This is a genomic window from Staphylococcus sp. GDY8P119P (assembly GCF_017892075.1).
GTDB lineage: Bacteria > Bacillota > Bacilli > Staphylococcales > Staphylococcaceae > Staphylococcus > Staphylococcus ureilyticus.
The window spans coordinates 1-21487 of sequence record NZ_JAESKJ010000014.1 but is presented as its reverse complement, the minus strand read 5'-3'; the positions used below and the strand labels follow the sequence as shown (position 1 = coordinate 21487).

Below are 21487 nucleotides of genomic sequence, written 5' to 3'. Positions count from 1 at the left end.
ATGACTATGATGCTCATGATTTTGGTGTTTTTTGTTATTCGACAAAATTAAACCTCCTAATTTTATATTTTTAAAGATAGTAATAAGACAATTTGAGTATAACATATACGGTATGGGGGTATATACCATTTGACTTTTTTATTTTGTAGTGTACAGAAAATAACCATTTTCTGTACACTCTTCTTTTATGTCTAAATAAGTAAGAATTACATAGGATTATGTGTTCATAAACCCAACAAAAAATCTATGTTCACAAAAGACCTTGTAATTAAGTTATGGTACACTGAAGGTGTATATAGGGGGTTTGTATTTTGAAAATAGGTTATGCAAGAGTTTCAACTGGATTACAAAATTTAAATTTACAGGAGGATCGATTAAATGCATATGGTTGTGAAAAGATATTTAACGACCATATGAGTGGTTCAAAAAGTAAAAGACCTGGTTTAGATAAAGCCATTGAATTTGCGAGGTCAGGAGATACGATTGTTGTTTGGAGATTAGATAGACTAGGACGTAATATGGAAGATTTAATCACATTAGTTAATGAGCTTAACGAACGAGGTGTAAGTTTCCATAGTTTAGAAGAAAATATAACGATGGATAAATCAAGTTCTACAGGGCAATTATTATTTCATTTATTCGCAGCATTTGCAGAATTTGAACGTAATTTAATTTTAGAGCGTTCTTCAGCTGGCCGAATTGCAGCACGTGCTAGAGGCCGATATGGAGGCAGACCAGAAAAATTAAATCAAAAAGATTTAAACTTACTTAAGACACTTTATGATAATGGCACGCCAATTAAGACAATTGCAGAACAGTGGCATGTTTCACGTACAACAATTTATCGTTACCTCAATAAATTGGAGGACAAGGAAGATGAAAAACAAGGAGAAGTATCTAACTAATTTTTCTGAAGCCAAACGTAAAAAAGCTACTCAAAAGTACAATATTATAAAACCTTTTATCCTAGGCGAACAATCTTTATCAAGTATTTCTAAAAGTAAAGGGATTGCGTTAAGCACCCTTTATAGGTATTCGATAATAGAAAAAGCAACGCATTTTAATATAGTGCGTTGCTTTTCTCATTTATTAGGTGAAGTCATTCTCATATATCAAGTAAAGTGACACATAATGTACCACTTAGTAGTGTGATGTTTAATATTTTTAAATCGTTTAACTAATACCATAAAAAAAATAATGTTGTAACATATTGAAGCAAGTATAGGAAGAAAATACATAAAATCTGTAATACCCATTGTTTTTAAAACCTGTTCTAACATAAAAACAACTCCTTATTAATATTTCAAGTTTACATTTTGCAATTCATTTAAATTTTGCACAAATGTTTCCATACTAATAACCACCTTTTAATCTTTGTGATAAGTTATATCAATAGTAATAATTTAATTGAATTTCTAATGGTTGTTTGTTAAATTATTTTTAAAAAATTCGTACGTATAGTTATCAAAACATGACTTTACTTCCGTTGCAGATAACTCATCATGAATATGATTCATCACCTTATTATATGCTTCTAAATATCTTATTGCGTGTTTGTATGAATCTATATCGGGATTACTAAGCACTTTTTTAAACACAAATGGTATCAAAGTAGATCTATATGTTTCATGAGGTACAAATAATTCATATTTCTTAGATAAACGTCTTATTTTTTTGAATGAATTTGTCCTTTGAAAAGCTTTATATAAAATTTCATTATGTGTTTTAGAACTATTTTCGCATAGATTAGTGAACTCTACTCTTGTTAATTCCTTTAATAAATCCAGAAACTTCTCCATGTTTTTTAGGTTATCGGACAATTTCATCATTATCTATCTCTTTACTTTTTCTTTTATTTATCTTCTAAATTTACTTTATTAACGTCGGTATAAAACTTTTTAAATATTCAAACCATATATATAATATAGGAATAGCAATCATAAGAAATCCAAAAGTAAGTCCCATGTTTGCAAAAACCTTATTTTCTTTTAACTTTGTTTGTAGTCGTAATAGACTTTTAGGCACATTATATTTAATTTCTTTTACACCTACTATATTTGTACCAATACTGATTTTGCTTTTGTTTTTTTGATATAAAACAATCGCATTAACCATATGATATATAGATAAATACATCATTGAAGGTATCAAAATAAATAAACCTATTAGCAGTAATACTGTGTTCAACGTATTCATATTATACTCCCCTTAGTTTTCTGTTTTGTTTACATAATGCCGGTTATCGGCACTAGCCGGTACGACGCCGTTTATAAGCCGTCACTTGTGAATTTCAAAAATTCGCCTTGTGAAGGCTTATTTGTTGCACGATACAACTTGTGAAATCCGGCTGGTTCACAATCTATACCACCTGTTTTCTCTCACCGGTAGGGCTCGGCCCTGTTCCACCTACAAAAACACCCAGAAATCACGCCGTTTTAAGCTGAAATCCGGGTTTTGAAAAATTTTCGGAGTGCGGTACCTCTCGGTGCCAAAAAAGCCTGTCCATAATCTTGACATCAGCGCCGTGTTCGAAGACGACCCGACTACCATTCCAGCCTGTAAAGACATTCTAGGCGAAGCAATTAATACGCTTAACGAAAAAAAAGGTAAAAGAAATTGTTGATGCCCGTGATTATTTACAGTGGAAAATTGACAACTATGATTCTCACATGATTGAATCCGAAAATAAATTATAGAAAACAAACGAGGTCCGGGCGATGATTGCCTGGACCTCGTTTATTCTTTTTGATTAAACTTTCGGGGTAGCTCCGGCCCCTCGCGGGGCTATCTAAAAACCACTCCAAAGTATTGACATTATTCCCAATATTTCATCTTATTTAATAAGAAACCATATTTATATAACAACATAAAACGCACTAAGTTATTTTATTGAACATATATCTTACTTTATCTATCCGACTATTTGGACGACGGGGCTGGCAAACAGGTTCACCGGTAGTAACATGGTACCCTTTTAACTCTGTTAAACAAACACTACGTCCATTTGTAAAGAAAGTTAAATCACTACGATATTCTTGAATACACCGAGCAGGGATTTCTCCACTAAGAATGACCTCATTATTTTTCAATTGAGTGTCTACGATGTTCGCACAATATTTAGGAGCATCGTTGTATGCTCGTGAAAGATATTCCTGTGGCGCATAAATTTTAAAACTAAGATATGGCTCTAACAATTCTGTTCCAGCTTTTTTTAAGACTTGTTCCAATACAATAGGAGCAAGCATCCGAAAATCTGCTGGGGTACTAACAGGGCTATAGTATAAGCCATACTTAAAACAGATTTTACAATCCGTCACATTCCAACCATATAATCCTTGTTCGCAACCATAGCGTATCCCTTCCATAACTGCATTTTGAAATGATTGATTTAAGTATCCAAGAGAAACCGAGCTCTCATACTGCATTCCACTTCCCAACGGAAGCGGTGATACAGATAAACCAATGGAAGCCCAGAAAGGATTTGGCGGCACTTCGATGTGAATGGTATATTCTGCATTTTTTAACGGTCTCTCCATATAAATGACTGTAGGCTCTTTTAGTTCTATCTCCACATGATACTTTTCTTGCAACAGTGCACTAATCACTTCCATTTGTACTTTCCCTAAGAAAGAAAGTATAATTTCATGTGTCGTAGAATCCACGTAATATCGTAGAAGCGGATCACTATCTGAGATTTCCAAAAGGGCATCAAGCAACATTTCTCTCTGTTCAGGTTTACTCGGTTCAACAGTTGTTTGTAGTAGAGGGTGCGGATTTTCAATCTTTTTTCTCTGTGGCAATAGTTTTGTATCTCCAAGAACACTATTTAACTTCAAAAACTCATTTTGCAAAATAACAATTTCTCCAGAATAAGCTCTATCAATCTTACATAATTCACCATTTATTGAAGTATACATTTCTGTAACTTTTATTTTTTCTTTTTCTGATACTCTAACCGAATCTCGTAAATGTAGTACTCCACTATAAAGGCGTATATATGCAAGACGTTGTCTTTTTTTTGTATATTCAATTTTGAAAACATTTCCGCAAAGTTCAGACGGACCTCGATGTGTTGATGAATAAAATTTATTCGTAATCACTTCTATAAGGTTATCAATCCCTATATTGTTTTTTGCACTTCCGTGATAAACAGGGAACAGGGAACAATTATGAAATCTTATGCTTTCCTCTTGTTCGAGTTCCAATGCTTCTAATGATTTACCGGACATATATTTCTCTAAAAGGTCATCGTTTCCCTCTATTACCGTATCCCATTGTTCAGATTCGGTAAAGTTCGTCACACACATATTAGGATACAGTTCTACCTTCTGTTTGATTACAATTTCGGCAGAAAGTTTCTCTTTAATATCCTGATAAACCGTTGATAAATCAATTCCATTTTGGTCAATCTTATTGATAAAAAAGATTGTGGGAATCCCCATTTTCCTAAGTGCATGAAATAATATACGAGTTTGTGCTTGTACGCCATCTTTTGCAGAAATCAGTAGAATTGCCCCATCTAAAACTGATAATGAACGATATACTTCTGCTAAGAAATCCATATGTCCTGGCGTGTCTATGATGTTCACCTTCGTATTTTCCCACTGAAAAGAGGTTATTCCTGTCTGAATTGTAATTCCTCTCTGAAGTTCTAAAAGCGTATTATCCGTCCTCGTTGTACCTTTGTCCACGCTTCCTAATTCTGTAATCGCTCCACTGTTATATAATAAGCTTTCTGTTAAGGTAGTTTTTCCTGCATCAACATGAGCTAAAACTCCAATATTAATAATTTTCATGTGATTTTCCTCCATTCAAAAACCCAAAAGGGCATAAAAATCCCAGTGATAAATACTTTTATCACTGGGATTTTTATGCATAACCATAGGTATACAAAGCATACAGATATTCTCTGGATACTTTAGAATCACATGATAAAGGTATTCTTAAACTGGGTACAAAAAACTAAGCCCTCCTAAAAAAGGACATCTAATTATTTGTTCCCGCTATCAAATTTACAGTTTATTTAAGAATACCTTGCCGCATATTTATTAACTCCTTTTAAATAGTCACTTAAATAATAGCACGTAAGAGCATATTTGTAAAGGAATCTCCAATTTTTTATCAAAAAGAGTACATGATTACAAAGTATCTGTAATCATGTACCAATATTTGTTATTTTACAATCTTCCAATTATCTTGTTTTTCTAATATCAACTCAAATTGCGAGATTTGGGTTGCCTTTGTTTCTTGATCTAAATATTTCACAGCGACATTCACGATTACTTGGTTATCTTTTCTGGTAAAGATAGGATTCACCAATTCCTCGAAAACATATTCCTTGTTAATCATAGGTAACACATGATTACTTACATAGTAAGTCAATTCTTTTTCTGTGGCGGTAGGATAGAGCTGGAAGAACGTTTCTAAAAAGCTAATGATTTCGTCCATCGTTTCTGTATCTACTGTATGGTCACTTTCTAGCTGTTTGGGTTGGTAGTCCGATTTTTGAGGTTTCTTACTCATTGTCGGATTTTTGATAATAACCATATTATCTGATTCATCTATATGGACAACCACATGAAAGCTAGACGATATAGTTTCCTTGTCTTTGTCTTCGGTAATAACTTGTTCAACAGAAAACAGTACCTCAAAGGTGTTCTCATTCACTTGAGAAACCTGCCACACCTGTATATCGTTCACACTAGAACTAGTAGGAATATCCTTACGAATCATTTCTTCATTTAATACCTGCAATTCTTCCGTCAAATAATGGGTCAATTTCTCATTTCGTTTATCAATGGCTTCTTGGGATTGGAGAGCGTAAAATATCTTGTGTAAACGCACAAAAGATTTCTAAATTGTATAGAAATAGGGAATGCCTTCCCTTATGATATTTAGTAACCACAGAAAACATCACAGGAGGCATTCCCCATGAATGAACTTACCACAGAAATTATCGCTGCACTAGCCCAAAAACAAGATTTGGACGGTTCTGTTGCAAAGTTTTAAATAAAGAATAAAATCCCTTACGGTATCTATAATTTAAGCTGGGATTCCCAATAATACCTTGATTTCAGTACAGACCGAAAACCCGAAGAGAGTGCCTTCTTTTCGGGTTTTCTTATATAATCCTCGGATGGCTTCCATGCCTTTAATCGTGGGTGAGGCAGTGCGTAAACTTCGATAGAATTTATTGCGTCTCTTTACTGGACGATGGTCTTGTTCAATCAAATTATTCAGGTATTATTATATGGCGAAAAATATAAAAAACTAAGTGACAGTGCCAAATTAGGTTATGTGGTTTTGCGTGATCGTTTGGAATATTCATTGCAAAATAATTGGATAGATGATGAAGATAGAGTGTACTTTATTTTTACTAATCAAGAGCTTAACGATTTATTTGGGTGGGGAAACACTAAAATATCTAAGATTAAAAAAGAGCTTGAAGAAGCAGGACTTTTATTCCAAGTTAAGCAGGCGTTCGATCCAAAAAAAATGAAAAATCTACCCAAGGGGTCCCGAGCGCCTACGAGAAATTTGTATCGATAAGAAATAGATTTAAAAATTTCGCTGTTATTTTGTACATTTAACTTGACGGTGACATCTCTCTATTGTGAGTTATTAGTGGTACAGTTTTCAACCGTTTTAATTATAAAAAAGTGGTGCATTTTTAAATTGGCACAAACAGGTAACGGTTATTGCAGGTGTATTTCTTATCTATGGGTTTAACATGGATTTTATCATTAAAATCATGAGTATTGTCCGAGAGTGATTGGTCTTGCGTATGGTTAACCCTAAAGTTATGGAAATAAGACTTAGAAGCAAACTTAAGAGTGTGTTGATAGTGCATTATCTTAAAATTTTGTATAATAGGAATTGAAGTTAAATTAGATGCTAAAAATTTGTAATTAAGAAGGAGGGATTCGTCATGTTGGTATTCCAAATGCGTAATGTAGATAAAACATCTACTGTTTTGAAACAGACTAAAAACAGTGATTACGCAGATAAATAAATACGTTAGATTAATTCCTACCAGTGACTAATCTTATGACTTTTTAAACAGATAACTAAAATTACAAACAAATCGTTTAACTTCTGTATTTATTTACAGATGTAATCACTTCAGGAGTGATTACATGAACAAAAATATAAAATATTCTCAAAACTTTTTAACGAGTGAAAAAGTACTCAACCAAATAATAAAACAATTGAATTTAAAAGAAACCGATACCGTTTACGAAATTGGAACAGGTAAAGGGCATTTAACGACGAAACTGGCTAAAATAAGTAAACAGGTAACGTCTATTGAATTAGACAGTCATCTATTCAACTTATCGTCAGAAAAATTAAAACTGAATACTCGTGTCACTTTAATTCACCAAGATATTCTACAGTTTCAATTCCCTAACAAACAGAGGTATAAAATTGTTGGGAGTATTCCTTACCATTTAAGCACACAAATTATTAAAAAAGTGGTTTTTGAAAGCCATGCGTCTGACATCTATCTGATTGTTGAAGAAGGATTCTACAAGCGTACCTTGGATATTCACCGAACACTAGGGTTGCTCTTGCACACTCAAGTCTCGATTCAGCAATTGCTTAAGCTGCCAGCGGAATGCTTTCATCCTAAACCAAAAGTAAACAGTGTCTTAATAAAACTTACCCGCCATACCACAGATGTTCCAGATAAATATTGGAAGCTATATACGTACTTTGTTTCAAAATGGGTCAATCGAGAATATCGTCAACTGTTTACTAAAAATCAGTTTCATCAAGCAATGAAACACGCCAAAGTAAACAATTTAAGTACCGTTACTTATGAGCAAGTATTGTCTATTTTTAATAGTTATCTATTATTTAACGGGAGGAAATAATTCTATGAGTCGCTTTTGTAAATTTGGAAAGTTACACGTTACTAAAGGGAATGTAGATAAATTATTAGGTATACTACTGACAGCTTCCAAGGAGCTAAAGAGGTCCCTAGCGCCTACGGGGAATTTGTATCGATAAGGAATAGATTTAAAAATTTCGCTGTTATTTTGTACAATAAGGATAAATTTGAATGGTACCATAAACGACCGTTTATGGTACCATTTCATTTTCCTGCTTTTTCTAAATGTTTTTTAAGTAAATCAAGTACCAAAATCCGTTCCTTTTTCATAGTTCCTATATAGTTATACTTAATGAGTTATGGTACATTTAAATTATAAAATTAAGGAGGTTTTTTTATGATTTTTGGCTATGCTCGAGTGAGTACGGATGATCAAAATCTTAGTTTACAAATTGATGCACTTACTCATTATGGAATTGATAAATTATTTCAAGAAAAAGTAACTGGTGCGAAAAAAGACCGACCGCAATTAGAAGAAATGATCAACCTACTACGTGAAGGAGATTCTGTTGTCATTTACAAGTTAGATCGAATTTCACGATCAACTAAACATTTGATTGAACTTTCTGAATTATTTGAAGAACTTAGTGTCAATTTTATATCTATTCAAGATAACGTAGATACTTCAACGTCTATGGGAAGATTCTTTTTCCGAGTTATGGCTAGTTTAGCAGAACTTGAACGGGATATTATTATTGAACGAACTAACTCTGGTCTTAAGGCAGCCAGAGTCCGAGGAAAAAAAGGGGGCCGTCCAAGTAAAGGTAAGCTATCAATTGATTTAGCTTTAAAAATGTATGACAGCAAAGAGTATTCTATTCGTCAAATTCTTGATGCCTCTAAATTAAGCAAAACAACCTTTTACCGTTACCTCAATAAAAGGAATGCTTAAGATATGGCTATGAAAAGAATTTTAACTACTTCACAGCGTGAACAACTTCTTTCTGTAGACCACTTATCAGAAGAGGATTTTAAAGCGTATTTTAGTTTTTCTGATTATGATCTGGAGGTTATTAATCAACACCGTGGAAAGGTCAATAAACTAGGATTTGCGATACAACTTTGTTTGGCCCGGTATCCTGGGTGTTCTTTAAGTAATTGGCCGATTAAATCAACCAGACTAACTTCTTATGTGAGTCGACAGCTCCATCTTGATGCAATTGATTTAAATTCATATGATCATAGAAATACACGTGCAAATCACTTCAACGAGATCTTAGAAGTATTCAACTATCATCGATTCGGTAGTGCTAATACACAAAAACAGTTAATAGAATATTTAATTGAACTAGCTTTAGAAAATGATGACTCTATCTATCTAATGAAAAAAACAATTGATTTCTTAACTCGAAAAAGAATTATTTTTCCATCTATAGCTACACTTGAAGACATTATAAGCCGCTGTCGAGATAAAGCAGAAAACAACTTATTTTCAATATTGCTCTGTTCATTAACAGATATACAAATTGAAAAACTAGAGAGTTTGTTTCAAATTTATGAAGAGACGAAAATAACTAAACTCGCTTGGCTAAAAGACATTCCAGGTAAGGCAAATCCAGAAAGCTTTATGAGTATTTGTAAAAAAGTGGAAGTGATTGCTTCCATGGGACTCGGGACAATTAATGTCTCCCATATTAATCGGAACAGGTTTCTTCAGCTAGCTAGACTAGGGGAAAATTATGATGCATATGACTTCTCCCGTTTTGAGCTTGAAAAAAGATACTCTTTACTTATTGCTTTTTTAGTCAATCATCATCAATATCTGATCGATCAACTGATTGAGATTAATGACCGCATTTTAGCAAGTATTAAACGCAAAGGGACACGTGATTCACAAGAACAGTTAAAAGAAAAAGGAAAATTGGCTACTAAAAAATTGGAACATTATGCTTCTTTAATTGATGCTCTTCACTTTGCAAAAGATAATGATAGTAATCCTTTTGACGAAATTGAACGAATCATGCCTTGGGAAGATTTAGTACAAGATGGAGAAGAAGCTAAAAAAATTACAGGTAATAAAAATCATGGCTATTTAGAAATGGTTCGAAATAAAGCTAATTACCTCCGAAGATACACGCCAATGTTATTGAGGACCCTTTCGTTCAAAGCAACTCCGGCAGCAAATCCAGTCCTCATGGCCCTAACTCAACTAACTGATTTACACAATAGTGGTAAAAGAAAAATACCGGCAGATACTTCTACTGATTTTGTGAGTAAAAAATGGAAAAGCCTTGTTCGGCCAGAAGAGGGGAAAATAGATCGGTCTTACTATGAGTTAGTAGCTTTCACCGAGCTAAAGAACAATATTCGATCAGGAGATATTTCAGTTGAAGGAAGTATGATCCATCGAAATATTGATGATTACTTAGTTGATTTATCTGCTTGTATTGATTCAGAAACTATTCCAGACACGTTTGAGGACTATTTAAAGGATCGGGAAATAATTTTAGATTTACAGCTTCAATTTTATTCGACAGTTGATAAGAGAATTTCAAGAGCAAACCTTAAAAAGTTGGAAAAAGTTACACCTAGCGAAGCAGAAATATATAGAAAAAAACTTTATTCAATAATTCCTAAGATAAGGCTTAGTGATCTTTTAATTGAGGTGGACAGTTGGACCAACTTTTCACAAGAATTTAGTCATGATTCTACAGGGAAACCGCCGAGTGAACAAGAAAGAAAAATTATTTTTGCTGCTTTGCTGGGTTTAGGGATGAATATTGGTCTTGAAAAAATGGCCCAATCAACTCCTGGAATTTCTTATTCTCAGTTAGCCAATGCCAAACAATGGCGCTTTTATAAAGAAGCTCTGACTCGTGCTCAATCTGTTTTGGTTAATTATCAGTTAAAGCTTCCTGTTGCAGACTTTTGGGGTGAAGGAAAAACCACTGCTTCAGACGGAATGCGCGTCCCAGTGGGCGTCTCAGCTCTAAAATCCGATGTTAATCCACATTACAAAAGTATGGAAAAAGGAGCTACAATGATTCGATCAATAAATGATAGGCATACGACTCATCATATCGAGGTTGCTTCAACTAATACAAGGGAAGCTACTCATACCCTTGATGGCCTACTTTATCATGAAACAGATCTAGATATTGAGGAACATTTTACTGATACAAATGGGTATTCTGATCAGGTGTTTGGAATGACCGCATTACTAGGCTTTGATTTTGAACCTCGCATCAGAAATATAAAAAAATCACAATTATTTTCTATCAAATCACCTTCCTACTACCCTAACTTATCAGAAGATATAAGCGGAAAAATCAATGTAAAAATTATTGAAGAAAACTATGATGAAATTAAACGAATCGCCTATTCGATTCAAACAGGAAAAGTATCTAGTTCTTTACTATTAGGAAAGCTAGGCTCATACGCACGTAAGAATAGAGTAGCTCTTGCACTGAGAGAACTAGGTCGCATTGAAAAGAGCATTTTTATGATAGATTATATTACAGATAGTGAGCTACGGCGAAGGATCACTCATGGACTAAATAAGACAGAAGCGATTAATGCTTTAGCTAGAGAACTATTTTTTGGGCGACGCGGAAAATTTATGGAGCGCGATATTCGCCGACAACTTCAAAGTGCTAGTGCGCTTAATGTGTTAATAAATGCAATAAGTATATGGAACGCCGTCTACTTACAAGCAGCTTATAATTATCTCGTCAAAATAGATCCCGAAGTAACTAAGTATATGAAGCATGTATCTCCTATTAATTGGGAGCATATCACTTTTCTTGGAGAGTATAAATTTGACTTGTTATCTATTCCTAAACACTTAAGAGAATTGAATATAAAAAATAAATAGGCCTTGAAACATTGGTTTAGTGGGAATTTGTACCCCTTATCGATACAAATTCCCACTAAGCGCTCGGGACCCCTAATACCTGTTTCACTAATGAAGGTTTTTAGTAATTAATTATTATTATAGCTTTCTAAGATATAAGGTTTTGCTTTTTCAAAATCATTATTATCTTTTATAGTAATAGATAAATTTCCAGTTCCATAATGACCAATATTAGTTACATCACGAGTGAAGCCTTTTTCTAATTTCACGCAATCTAAATTAACTTTTATATAAAGAAGTATTTTATTTTGAAAAGGTAATACTTCTATACACGCGAAATTTTTAATTCTTTTAAATGCAATATAAAATTTTAACTCTTTAACTTGGACATCGTCACTTAAAGCTAAAAGATAATTATATATTTCATTATATAAATCATTAATTTGCTGATTTGCTTTATTAATATTTTCGGAAATAATTGAAGTATCCTTATCAAAATCAGGGTTTGTTTTTTTATTTATAATTGTTTTTTCTTTATGTAAAGTTGAAGCGTTTACTAAATCTAACATAAATAGGTTTTCTTCAAATTGTTTATATCTATATAATTCAATATTTCTATTTATTTGCTGTACGGCATGTGCATCATATTTTGTGAATCCGCCTGCTATACATAATAATCTAGGTGTTTGCCAATCGATTTTGTCAGCATAATTCGTATTTAACTTTTTCATCACAAGTAATTCAAATTCTGCTTTATGATCCATTAACCAATCTAAATAAAAAAGGCCTTGATTAATTACATTTTCATTTGTTGCTCTTTTATATTCTAAAATAACAGGAGAATAATTCTCATCAATACCTAAGGTATCGATTCTTCCAGCATGTTTTTTACCTGTAGAATACTCAGATGCGAGGAACGAAATGCCCAATAGATTTTCAGAATTATTTTCTATTACGGTTTGAAGAGATTTTTCTATAGCCATTGATTCTCCATATAATTCATATGCTATTTCGTTATTCAGTTTAAATAATTTTACATCTCCCATGTATACTCCCCTTTATTTAATAAAACATATAGTTAACATAATAGGACTTTATCAGTATTAGATAAACATTCTCTGTAGTAAACCATTTTTTCGTTGTTTTAATACCTCAATTTTATTGTATTGTTTTCTTATTAACTTATCTAATTTATTTAAGAATACTCCTATTTTTCTTTGTTCCTCAATACTTGGTAGAGAAATTTTTATAGAATAAAACAACTCTAAATTTAAATTACGTCTAACGATACTTGCTCCTTGTTCAGAAGCTTGTGCATATTCATAAATATATCGAGGAGTTTTTAATAAATCTTTTGCAAAATTAATATCAAATTGATGACTTAAATTATATATTCTATAAGACGGTGAAACTATACCTATATCAAAACGTTGGTTAAAATTAATATTTCCTAACCATAAGTTTTGAGGACTTAATACTAATTGGTTCAACCGTAAAATTTTATATCCTGTACTATCTTTACTACCAATCTGCTTTTTGAAATACTCTTCTTGAGATAATAAACCATTTTTAGTAGAAGAAAGTAACACATATTGATTATTAGATGTTGTTCTTTCATTTACTTCATTTATTAAATCACCTAATTTTTCATTTTCCCAATTAGGATAATCATTTCCATTGTCATCTCTAAATCTTAACTCTTGAGAAAAAATCTTTTGCATATATCCCTTTTTCTGTTCTTCTAATTTCGCTAACTTTTGTTCCTCTAATTCAATTTGACGGTCAAGTTTGCTAAAAAAATCACTGATTTTTTTTTGTTCTACAGAATGAGGCATATATATTTTTTGAGACTTCACTAATTCGGAATTTAAATTCACTTGACTGCCTGGTTGCCCATATTTTTTCCATTTAGGTCTATACGCGTCAAGCCATTGATACATAAACTCAATGTCAAATAATGGTTTAAGAAAAATTAAAAAACCATCGTGTACTCCAGTTTTAACATAATTAATAACAGGTTTACCTACAGATGCCGCAATACTTAGTAATAGATGTTTACTATGCAAAACTCTAGTCTTTTTTTGGCCATCTTTAGATATTTTTTGTTCTAATTTTGTAATTTTTCCGTTTTGTTCAGTTACATCTGAAATTCTAAGCCATCCTATATCAGAATTAATGTCAAACCATCTAGGGTCGCTTATTGGTCTCGGAGATGAACCTCTAACAATTTCTGCTAATTCTCCTAATTTTAATTTGCTCCACCCTTCTTTAAACTCTGGGAACCTCAATTCAGGTACATTCTTAATTTCATTAGTCATGTTTTAACACTCCTAATTCTTTAAGGTAACTATTAATTTCTTGTTCTACTTCGACAATTTCATCGTCAATTTGATTTAAATCTTTTTGAACTCGTTCTAAATCAATAGGTTCTTCTTCTTCAAATGTATCGACATATCTTGGAATATTAAGGTTATAATCATTTTCTGCAATTTCTTCTAAACTTGCCGCATAACTATATTTATCTATTGTTTCTCGGTTTTTATATGTTTCAACGATTTTTTCAACATCTTCGGTTGTTAAATGATTTTGATTTTTTCCTTTTTCAAATGATTGCGATGCATCAATAAACAACACATTTTCATCATCTTCACGACACTTTTTAAAGACAAGTATACTTGTTGGTATCGATGTACCGAAGAATAAGTTGGACGGTAATCCAATAATTGCGTCTAAATAATTTTTCTCTTTAATTAAGTATTCGCGAATGACACCTTCAGCTGCACCACGGAATAATACACCATGTGGTAAAACGACAGCCATTGTCCCATTATCATCTAGGTGATAAATCATATGTTGTATAAATGCAAAATCTGCTTTTGATTTAGGTGCTAATTTACCATAATTACTAAAGCGTGGATCTTCTAAGAATTGTGGATCAGAACTCCATTTCGCACTATAAGGTGGATTTGCAACCACAGCTTCAAAACGTTCGTCTGAAATAGCCGGATCTTCTATCGTATCTCCATTTTCAATCTTAAAATTCGCATAGTTAACATCATGTAACAACATGTTCATACGAGCTAAGTTATACGTTGTACTATTGTACTCTTGACCATAATATTGACGTACATTAGCTTCACGCCCAACACGAAGGAGTAATGAACCTGAACCACATGTAGGGTCATAAACGCTCTTAATATCTTTCTTATTGGCGGTTACAATTTTAGCTAAAATTGTTGAAACTTGTTGCGGTGTATAGAATTCTCCAGCTTTTTTACCTGAACTTGCTGCGAATTGACCAATTAAGTACTCATAAGCATCACCTAACATATCAATCTCCATATCACTATGAACAAAAGGTAATGTAGATATCTTCATCATTACTTTTGAAATCAATTTTGTACGTGCAGCATTAGAGTTGCCCAAACGTGAAGAATTAAGGTCTAAATCATCAAATAAGTGAATAAAGTCATCTTCACTATCATGACCCCGTGTAGAATTTTCTATGTTTTTAATGGCATTACTCAGGTCTTCCATTTCAAAAACTTGTTTCTCAATTTTTTTAACTAAGTGACTAAATAGATATTGGGGTTCAATCACATAACCGATACGTGAAATAAATTCTTGTTCTAAGACGGGTCTATAATCTTCATCTGCCATCGCCGTTTCATAATCTATATTGTCTTCAGCTAAGAGTATTTGTGCTTGTTCTTCAATTTTTTCACTTAAGAAACGATAAAAAATCATACCTAAGATATAGTTTTTAAACTCGTTGGCATCCATATTGCCCCGTAAGTCATCAGCGATAGACCATAGATTTTTTTGTAATTCAGCTTGTTGTTGGCGTTGTTTTTCCGTAATAGACATTTAATTGTCCTCCTTGAATAAAATGTTGGATAAGAATTGCTTTTTTAACCGACTTTGTCTTTGTTTTAATATGTTTAATTGTTTTTCTTTAATACCAATTTGCCCAATCAACTGTTGTCGTTCAATGGAAGGTAAGGTAATATAGAGAGATTTTAACTGTTGATGGGTTAGTTTTTTTATTGTTGAGCCACCTTGCATATATTGCTTATATTGTGATTGTACCTCTGGTGCTAGTTGAAACCAATAGACTAAAAAAGCAGGTTCCAATAAGTCTGAAGTAACTTCTATTTTTGTATAGTTATAAGGTAAAATTGAACCGTCGTGTCTTGCGCTCACTAAGGTACACTGACCTGTCATCATACTTATGACAATATCATCTTTACGTACAACGGTTGCTCTTGATGTATCTTTTAATTTGATGACTCTAGGTTGATATGTATCATCTATGGTTAACCCTAAATCTATATCTAACATATTTTGATCGTATACCATATAACGATGCCCCAGGTCGCTCTCATCAACTTCTAAGCGCTGTATTAATGTGCCACTTTGATAATTAACATAATCTTTTAACATACCCAACCTCCTGTAGTTATGTTTTTCTACAAAACAAATATAGCATGACTTTAAAATAAAAGCAAGTGTAGTTTTAAAAAACTACACTTGCCTTACATTAAACACTATATTTTTTAACCATATCTTTGATAAATGATTTAACACGCTTTATTTTTTTAGTACGTATTAAAAGACCGCCCGAAACGCCTTCTTCAATTAAGTTATTATTTAAATGACCACTAAATTCAAATTCCTTAACTAACGATTTCAATAATTCTAACGGATAATCGGTTTCCTCAGAAAATTGTTCCAGCTCTCCGACCTTCACTTTAGATTCATAATTATAATAAGCATCATCAATTGAATCACCTTCATTTAAGTTCGGTACGACTTTATCTAGGAATGTTCGAATTAAATCGGATTTCAATCTCAATTGGTCATCATCAGCTTTATCAAGCACTTTACGAATCTCTTTAATATCTTTTTCTTGTTGTTCTGTATCACTTAAATCAATTTGATTTAATAAATCTAAAATATACTGAACATTAATCAAATCATTTCGTAAAATCTCAATATTAAAATCAATATTGTCTAATATAGATTCTCCCTCTACAGTTTCTTTATCAGGTCGCATCACTTTATCATAGATATCTAAATATTTACCTTTATAATCTTCATATGTTTGTTCATCAATACCTAACGTTTCCTTATCAAATACAAATTCATCAAACGTTTTTAACTTTTGCATATGCTTGGCTAACTCGCGATATGCAATAACAAAGTCACGCTGATCTTCTTCTCTTTCTAATTGGTCTACGGCTTGAGGTGTTTCAGCTAATTCAAATAGTTCAATCAGAGCCTGTTTAAATTTCGTTAAGTACGCTTGGAACGATAAGCTCAATACCGTATCTGTATTGTCTGTTTTAGAGAAAAGCTCAATAGCCTCATCCGTTTTTTCTTTTAAGTTTCTATAAGCAACAATGTTTCCATAGGGTTTCGTTGGCTCTTCCACACGATTGGTACGTGAGTAGGCTTGAATAAGCGTATGATGCTGTAAATTACGATCAACATATAACGTATTCAATTTTTTACTATCAAAGCCTGTTAAGAACATATCGACAACGATAAGAATATCTAATTTTTGATCGGGTAATCCTTTTTTGACACGGTTTGATACATCATTGAAGTAACCATCAAACGTATCCGTTGAGAAATTTTTATCAAAGGTCTCATTATACGTTTGAATGATACCTTCTAATATATCTCTTCTTGTTTGTTCATCCATCGTATCCTCTATGGCTTCATTATCTTGATAACTGAATATTGTCGTGACATTAAAATTATGTACACCTTGTTTCTTCAATTTTTGGAAAACACGATAATATTGAATTGCCATTGGAATACTTTGAACGGTCAACATACCTGTGTACATTTGATCACGTGTTTTTTTATTATGATTCGTAATAATATGTTCTGCTACTTTTTGAACACGTTCGTCTGCCATCCATATTTCAGCTTCATTAATTTTATTAACATAACCATCTTCGATAATTTTTTCACTACGGTCAAACGTATTCATATATTCAACAGAAAAACCTAGCACGTTACCATCTCTAATCGCATCTTTGATTAGATAATGGTGTAGACATTCTCCAAAAATATCCGCAGTCGCGCGCCCATCTTGACTCGCATTCTCTTCAAATCTAGGTGTTCCCGTAAAACCAAAGTATTGGGCGTTTCCGAAATGTTGTCTGATGATACGGTGCATTGAACCAAATTGTGTTCGATGGCATTCGTCAATAATAAAAACGACTTTATCTTCTTTATAACGTTCCATTACTGGATGTCCTGATTTAATCGCATTATCCATTTTTTGAATCGTCGTAATAATTAGTTTCCGTGTAGGATCATCCATTTGTTTGAGTAACTTTTTAGTATTGAATGTCCTATCAACAGAATCTGACTCAAACTTATTAAATTCCCCTAAAGTTTGACCATCTAGGTCTTTACGATCGACTAAAAATATAACTTTCTTAATATCTGGTTCTTGCGCTAAGATTTGACTTGCTTTAAACGATGTGAGGGTTTTACCACTCCCTGTTGTATGCCAAATATAACCATTGTTATTTGTTTCTATAGCTCGATTTAACAAAGCCTCTACAGCATAGACTTGATACGGTCTTAAAGCCATTAATATTTTATCTGTTTCATTAATAATCATATAACGGCTAATCATTTTAGCAATATGGCAAGGTTCTAAAAAGGATTCAATAAAATCTTTAAGCACATTAATGCGATCATTTTTTTCATCGCTCCAATAAAACATATGACTTTTCATGATTTTTTGATCGCTATTCGCGTAGTAGCGCGTTTCCATTTTATTACTCACTACAAACATTTGTATGAATCTAAATAGCCCCGTATAGTTTTGACGACGATAGCGTTCAATTTGATTAAAAGCTTCTGTAATCGCAACACCACTACGTTTAAGTTCAATTTGAACCAAAGGTAATCCATTAATTAAAACAGTTACATCATAACGACTTTTGTGTGTATCATTCACGCTCACCTGATTTGTGACTTGAAATGTATTTTGACACCACTTTTTTATATTCATTAAGCTAAGATAAACTTTTGTTTCATCGTCACGTTCTAGTACATATTTATCTCTTAATATTTGAGCACTTTCAAATACGCTTTTATCACTGATATCAATCATGATACGTTTAAACTCACTATCTGATATAGGCGTACCCTCTAATTTATCTGCATTTCGTTCATTTAAAATACGTCTGAAATTCTCTTTTAATTGTGTTTCGTTACGCAATGATACACGCTCATACCCCAAATCTTGTAGCTGTTTAACTACATTTTCTTCTAAATCATATTCACTTTGGTATCCCAATTTAATCGCTCCACCCTATCAATCTTTAATATAACTAAATAATAACATATAAGAAAGCTTATATATGATGAGTAATGATGCTCAACACTATAATTGCTATTATATTTTATGATATATATATAATTATTTATCTTATACCAACCATTTACATAATCGATGATTATCAGAAGTTCTAGCATAAAAAAGCACTACAAGTTCATGAGCTTGTAGCGCTTTTTATTGTGTTAATTACCAAACAACCGACTCCAGAAACCTTTTTTAGGTGGTTTTTCTTCCTTATCTTCGTATTCACTATCTATTTCTACGAATTGTTTATCGTCTATTGTGGATGGTTCTTCATTGAGGTTTTCATTCTCTTTCTCTTCAGGTATATCTTTATGCTGCACCTCTGTAGGCTGTTCCCATTCTTGTTGTTGATCAGTATCTTTAGACTCTCCAGTAAATGTTGCTTCTTGTACATTAACACTTTGTCTCTCATTAACAGACGTATCAAAAGAATAATTAAGTCGTCTTTCTTCCTCTAATTGATCTTCTAATTTTTTAATCTTTTTATTACTTTCTAATGCTAATACTTGTTGATTTTCAAGCAATTTCGACCTTTCTTGCAACTCTTTTCTGTAAAATTCAATTGTTGTTTCATGACGACTTTCTTGCTTTTCAATTTGATTATTCAAAGTATCAATCTGGTTTTTAAGAATCTCCACTATTTGAGCATCAGTTTTAGATTCAACGTCAATATTATCTGGGTCTTTTTTTTGTTTACTTTCAGCAACATTTTCAAATCCATATTTCTTCTTATTTTTATTTACTCTTTGAACTATTTTTTCTATGTCGCTATCTTCTTTAATAAACGAAGTGTTTTCCTGTTTTATTGTTTCTATATTCAATCTTTTAATATTATTAAAAATTGTTTGCTTACTAACTTCTAATTCTTCACTCAAAGCTTTCACGCTTCTCATATCATCAACCCTTTTATAAAATGTTTATCAACCCTTTATAAAACAGTATAAACTCATAAAGCTTGGTAATAAAGTAATTACAATATTAAAACACGGTTCCCGTCAATCGTTTCATCAAAGGTTCATAAAGGGTTGATGGTTTTTATCAAAGGTTTATAAAGGGTTTATAAACCTTTGATAAGTCTGTATTTTCCCTTTTATAAGGTTGTTCAAAGTGATATAATAACCTTAACATGACAAAACCCCAACTACTGGTAATAGTCGGGGTTTGGTGATAAAACGTTGCAGCACGTTTATAAATCTTTTGATATCTGTATTATATACAACTATATCATCAAAGTGCAAGCAGAAAATTTATGTGTTCTTGTAATGTTTTATTACCTCTATCCAAAACTTTAATAGGAAAGGGGTTTTTATTATGCCTAGAAAAAATATAAAAAATCAAGCCAATCAAAATTTCTATATGCTACATAAAGTTTTATTTATCAACGAAAAATATAAAAAGCTAAGTGATAGTGCTAAAGTTACCTATGCAATTCTTAATGATAGAGTTAGTTTATCTATTAAAAATAATTGGATAGATCAAAATGGAGATATATACTTTATTTTTACTAATGAAAATCTTCAAGAAGTGTTAGATAAAAGTAAAAATACAATAACTAAAATAAAAAAAGAGTTACAAGAGGTTGGTTTACTGGAACAAGTTAAAACCGGGTTTAATCGACCGAACAAACTATATCTTCATGAAATAGAAACGAATATAACTATTGAAAAAGAAATACAAAATAGTACTTCGAACGATGACGAATCGAGTGATATCAAGGACTCCCAAATAATGGGACTCCAGAATCCCAAACAATGGGACTCCAGAATCCCAAATGATGGGACTCCAGAATCCCAAAACTTAGACCCTAATGATACTGAATTTAGTAATACTAATTATATAGAGACTGAGAACAATGATACGAATGATTTGAATGATACATCTAACAATATTTCTGAAAACGCTCATTCGAATCATACAAATCATCAACAAACTGAATTTAATAATGATGCCTTAAAATTCCAAGTGCTTGAAGAATTGCCACAACAAATCAAAGATTACTTAAGTAATTTTGAAATTAGAGAAATTCGTATTATTAAAAGTGTTTTACTTAAAGGAAAAAAATCATTTAATAATGCTCATGATACATATTACCGTTTAGAAGACGTGGAGTTCGAACTTGTCAGTGTCTTAAAACGATTTAAAGCGATGTTGCTACAGAAAAATGAAACGGTTGAAGCTATGCAGGGTTATTTGATGCAATCGATTAAAGCTGAACTTGAAGAAATACATGCACTGTATCTGCGCCGTCAAAACATGACTAAGTACAATATCTTTAACGAATAATTCAAATGATTTTACAGCAATCAAAGAAAACTCTAAATATTCGGTTAAGTCATCTGATTTTTTAACTGATGATGATGAAAGAAATCAAGAAATCGTGAATGACTTGGAAAAAGGTTTATACCGAAAA

The 21487-nt window shown here is 32.3% G+C and carries 17 protein-coding genes and 5 pseudogenes; 10 read left to right on the top strand and 12 right to left on the bottom strand.

Annotated features, from left to right (window positions below):
- Positions 1–311 precede the first annotated feature (311 nt).
- Positions 312–905: a recombinase family protein gene (locus tag KA830_RS12280; protein WP_210134011.1), complete on the top strand. Its 594-nt coding sequence runs from the start codon at positions 312–314 to the stop codon at positions 903–905.
- Positions 877–1038: pseudogene (locus KA830_RS12275) on the top strand (Mu transposase C-terminal domain-containing protein); the annotation flags it as partial. The gene KA830_RS12280 and the pseudogene KA830_RS12275, both read left to right, overlap by 29 nt.
- Before the next feature lie 377 nt (positions 1039–1415).
- Here the strand turns inward: KA830_RS12275 and KA830_RS12270 are convergent.
- The 6 genes and pseudogenes from KA830_RS12270 to KA830_RS12245 all read right to left on the bottom strand — a co-directional run.
- Positions 1416–1799 (bottom strand): hypothetical protein, encoded by a 384-nt coding sequence (locus KA830_RS12270; RefSeq protein WP_194378978.1) that lies wholly within the window; start codon positions 1797–1799, stop codon positions 1416–1418.
- Between the two features lie 70 nt (positions 1800–1869).
- Complete coding sequence (locus KA830_RS12265; protein WP_194378976.1) at positions 1870–2196, bottom strand: hypothetical protein; 327 nt, start codon at positions 2194–2196, stop codon at positions 1870–1872.
- A 680-nt stretch (positions 2197–2876) separates the two neighbouring features.
- Complete coding sequence (gene tet(M) / locus KA830_RS12260; protein WP_194378975.1) at positions 2877–4796, bottom strand: tetracycline resistance ribosomal protection protein Tet(M); 1920 nt, start codon at positions 4794–4796, stop codon at positions 2877–2879.
- A 15-nt stretch (positions 4797–4811) separates the two neighbouring features.
- Positions 4812–4898 (bottom strand): tetracycline resistance determinant leader peptide, encoded by an 87-nt coding sequence (locus tag KA830_RS12255; RefSeq protein WP_011058339.1) that lies wholly within the window; start codon positions 4896–4898, stop codon positions 4812–4814.
- Positions 4899–5172: 274 nt separating this feature from the next.
- A pseudogene (locus KA830_RS12250) lies at positions 5173–5820 on the bottom strand (conjugal transfer protein); the annotation flags it as partial.
- Between the two features lie 222 nt (positions 5821–6042).
- Positions 6043–6243 (bottom strand): annotated as a pseudogene (locus KA830_RS12245) (hypothetical protein); the annotation flags it as partial.
- Here KA830_RS12245 and KA830_RS12240 point away from each other — a divergent pair.
- The 6 genes and pseudogenes from KA830_RS12240 to KA830_RS12220 all read left to right on the top strand — a co-directional run bounded on the left by KA830_RS12240 (position 6214) and on the right by KA830_RS12220 (position 11705).
- Positions 6214–6549 (top strand): replication initiator protein A, encoded by a 336-nt coding sequence (locus tag KA830_RS12240; RefSeq protein ID WP_245337222.1) that lies wholly within the window; start codon positions 6214–6216, stop codon positions 6547–6549. The pseudogene KA830_RS12245 and the gene KA830_RS12240 sit on opposite strands and share 30 nt — an antisense overlap.
- Positions 6550–6796: 247 nt before the next feature.
- Positions 6797–6880, top strand: a pseudogene (locus KA830_RS13840) (MLS leader peptide); the annotation flags it as partial.
- A 48-nt stretch (positions 6881–6928) separates the two neighbouring features.
- Positions 6929–7012: a 23S rRNA methyltransferase attenuation leader peptide gene (locus KA830_RS12235; RefSeq protein ID WP_001814874.1), complete on the top strand. Its 84-nt coding sequence runs from the start codon at positions 6929–6931 to the stop codon at positions 7010–7012.
- Positions 7013–7136: 124 nt separating this feature from the next.
- Positions 7137–7874 carry a 23S rRNA (adenine(2058)-N(6))-methyltransferase Erm(B) gene (erm(B), locus tag KA830_RS12230; protein ID WP_002292226.1) on the top strand — a complete coding sequence of 246 codons (738 nt, stop codon included), beginning with the start codon at positions 7137–7139 and terminating at the stop codon, positions 7872–7874.
- 354 nt (positions 7875–8228) lie between these two features.
- Positions 8229–8783 carry a recombinase family protein gene (locus KA830_RS12225; RefSeq protein WP_000576156.1) on the top strand — a complete coding sequence of 185 codons (555 nt, stop codon included), beginning with the start codon at positions 8229–8231 and terminating at the stop codon, positions 8781–8783.
- A gap of 3 nt (positions 8784–8786) precedes the next feature.
- Positions 8787–11705, top strand: a complete 2919-nt coding sequence (locus KA830_RS12220; protein WP_001240982.1) for a Tn3 family transposase — start codon at positions 8787–8789, stop codon at positions 11703–11705.
- Between the two features lie 107 nt (positions 11706–11812).
- On the opposite strand, the gene KA830_RS12215 is transcribed toward KA830_RS12220, so the two are convergent.
- The 6 genes from KA830_RS12215 to KA830_RS12190 all read right to left on the bottom strand — a co-directional run bounded on the left by KA830_RS12215 (position 11813) and on the right by KA830_RS12190 (position 19970).
- On the bottom strand, positions 11813–12730 hold the full coding sequence (locus tag KA830_RS12215; RefSeq protein ID WP_065339209.1) for a DUF5655 domain-containing protein: 918 nt from the start codon (positions 12728–12730) through the stop codon (positions 11813–11815).
- A gap of 57 nt (positions 12731–12787) precedes the next feature.
- Positions 12788–14002: a restriction endonuclease subunit S gene (locus KA830_RS12210; RefSeq protein ID WP_210134014.1), complete on the bottom strand. Its 1215-nt coding sequence runs from the start codon at positions 14000–14002 to the stop codon at positions 12788–12790.
- The gene (locus KA830_RS12205; RefSeq protein ID WP_210134015.1) at positions 13995–15551 is read right to left on the bottom strand and encodes a type I restriction-modification system subunit M; all 1557 of its coding nucleotides are present in this window, start codon (positions 15549–15551) and stop codon (positions 13995–13997) included. The genes KA830_RS12210 and KA830_RS12205 overlap by 8 nt, the downstream gene beginning before the upstream one ends.
- The gene (locus tag KA830_RS12200; RefSeq protein ID WP_210134016.1) at positions 15552–16127 is read right to left on the bottom strand and encodes a restriction endonuclease subunit S; all 576 of its coding nucleotides are present in this window, start codon (positions 16125–16127) and stop codon (positions 15552–15554) included. It lies immediately after the preceding gene.
- Between the two features lie 97 nt (positions 16128–16224).
- Positions 16225–19011, bottom strand: a complete 2787-nt coding sequence (locus KA830_RS12195) for a type I restriction endonuclease subunit R (protein ID WP_210134017.1) — start codon at positions 19009–19011, stop codon at positions 16225–16227.
- A 224-nt stretch (positions 19012–19235) separates the two neighbouring features.
- Positions 19236–19970 (bottom strand): DUF536 domain-containing protein, encoded by a 735-nt coding sequence (locus KA830_RS12190; protein WP_210134018.1) that lies wholly within the window; start codon positions 19968–19970, stop codon positions 19236–19238.
- 418 nt (positions 19971–20388) lie between these two features.
- Here KA830_RS12190 and KA830_RS12185 point away from each other — a divergent pair, with 418 nt between their 5' ends.
- Together KA830_RS12185 and KA830_RS13755 are read left to right on the top strand one after the other, a co-directional pair.
- On the top strand, positions 20389–21360 hold the full coding sequence (locus KA830_RS12185) for a replication initiator protein A (RefSeq protein ID WP_210134019.1): 972 nt from the start codon (positions 20389–20391) through the stop codon (positions 21358–21360).
- Positions 21361–21376: 16 nt separating this feature from the next.
- Positions 21377–21487: pseudogene (locus KA830_RS13755) on the top strand (protein rep); the annotation flags it as partial.

Coding starts and splice junctions, on each gene's coding strand:
- KA830_RS12225 (WP_000576156.1), top strand. CDS start 8,229: ATGATTTTTGGCTATGCTCGAGTGAGTACGGATGATCAAAATCTTAGT.
- KA830_RS12235 (WP_001814874.1), top strand. CDS start 6,929: ATGTTGGTATTCCAAATGCGTAATGTAGATAAAACATCTACTGTTTTG.
- KA830_RS12205 (WP_210134015.1), bottom strand. CDS start 15,551: ATGTCTATTACGGAAAAACAACGCCAACAACAAGCTGAATTACAAAAA.
- KA830_RS12215 (WP_065339209.1), bottom strand. CDS start 12,730: ATGGGAGATGTAAAATTATTTAAACTGAATAACGAAATAGCATATGAA.
- KA830_RS12240 (WP_245337222.1), top strand. CDS start 6,214: ATGGTCTTGTTCAATCAAATTATTCAGGTATTATTATATGGCGAAAAA.
- KA830_RS12255 (WP_011058339.1), bottom strand. CDS start 4,898: ATGCTTTGTATACCTATGGTTATGCATAAAAATCCCAGTGATAAAAGT.
- KA830_RS12220 (WP_001240982.1), top strand. CDS start 8,787: ATGGCTATGAAAAGAATTTTAACTACTTCACAGCGTGAACAACTTCTT.
- KA830_RS12210 (WP_210134014.1), bottom strand. CDS start 14,002: ATGACTAATGAAATTAAGAATGTACCTGAATTGAGGTTCCCAGAGTTT.
- KA830_RS12185 (WP_210134019.1), top strand. CDS start 20,389: ATGCCTAGAAAAAATATAAAAAATCAAGCCAATCAAAATTTCTATATG.
- KA830_RS12200 (WP_210134016.1), bottom strand. CDS start 16,127: ATGTTAAAAGATTATGTTAATTATCAAAGTGGCACATTAATACAGCGC.
- KA830_RS12265 (WP_194378976.1), bottom strand. CDS start 2,196: ATGAATACGTTGAACACAGTATTACTGCTAATAGGTTTATTTATTTTG.
- KA830_RS12270 (WP_194378978.1), bottom strand. CDS start 1,799: ATGGAGAAGTTTCTGGATTTATTAAAGGAATTAACAAGAGTAGAGTTC.
- KA830_RS12190 (WP_210134018.1), bottom strand. CDS start 19,970: ATGAGAAGCGTGAAAGCTTTGAGTGAAGAATTAGAAGTTAGTAAGCAA.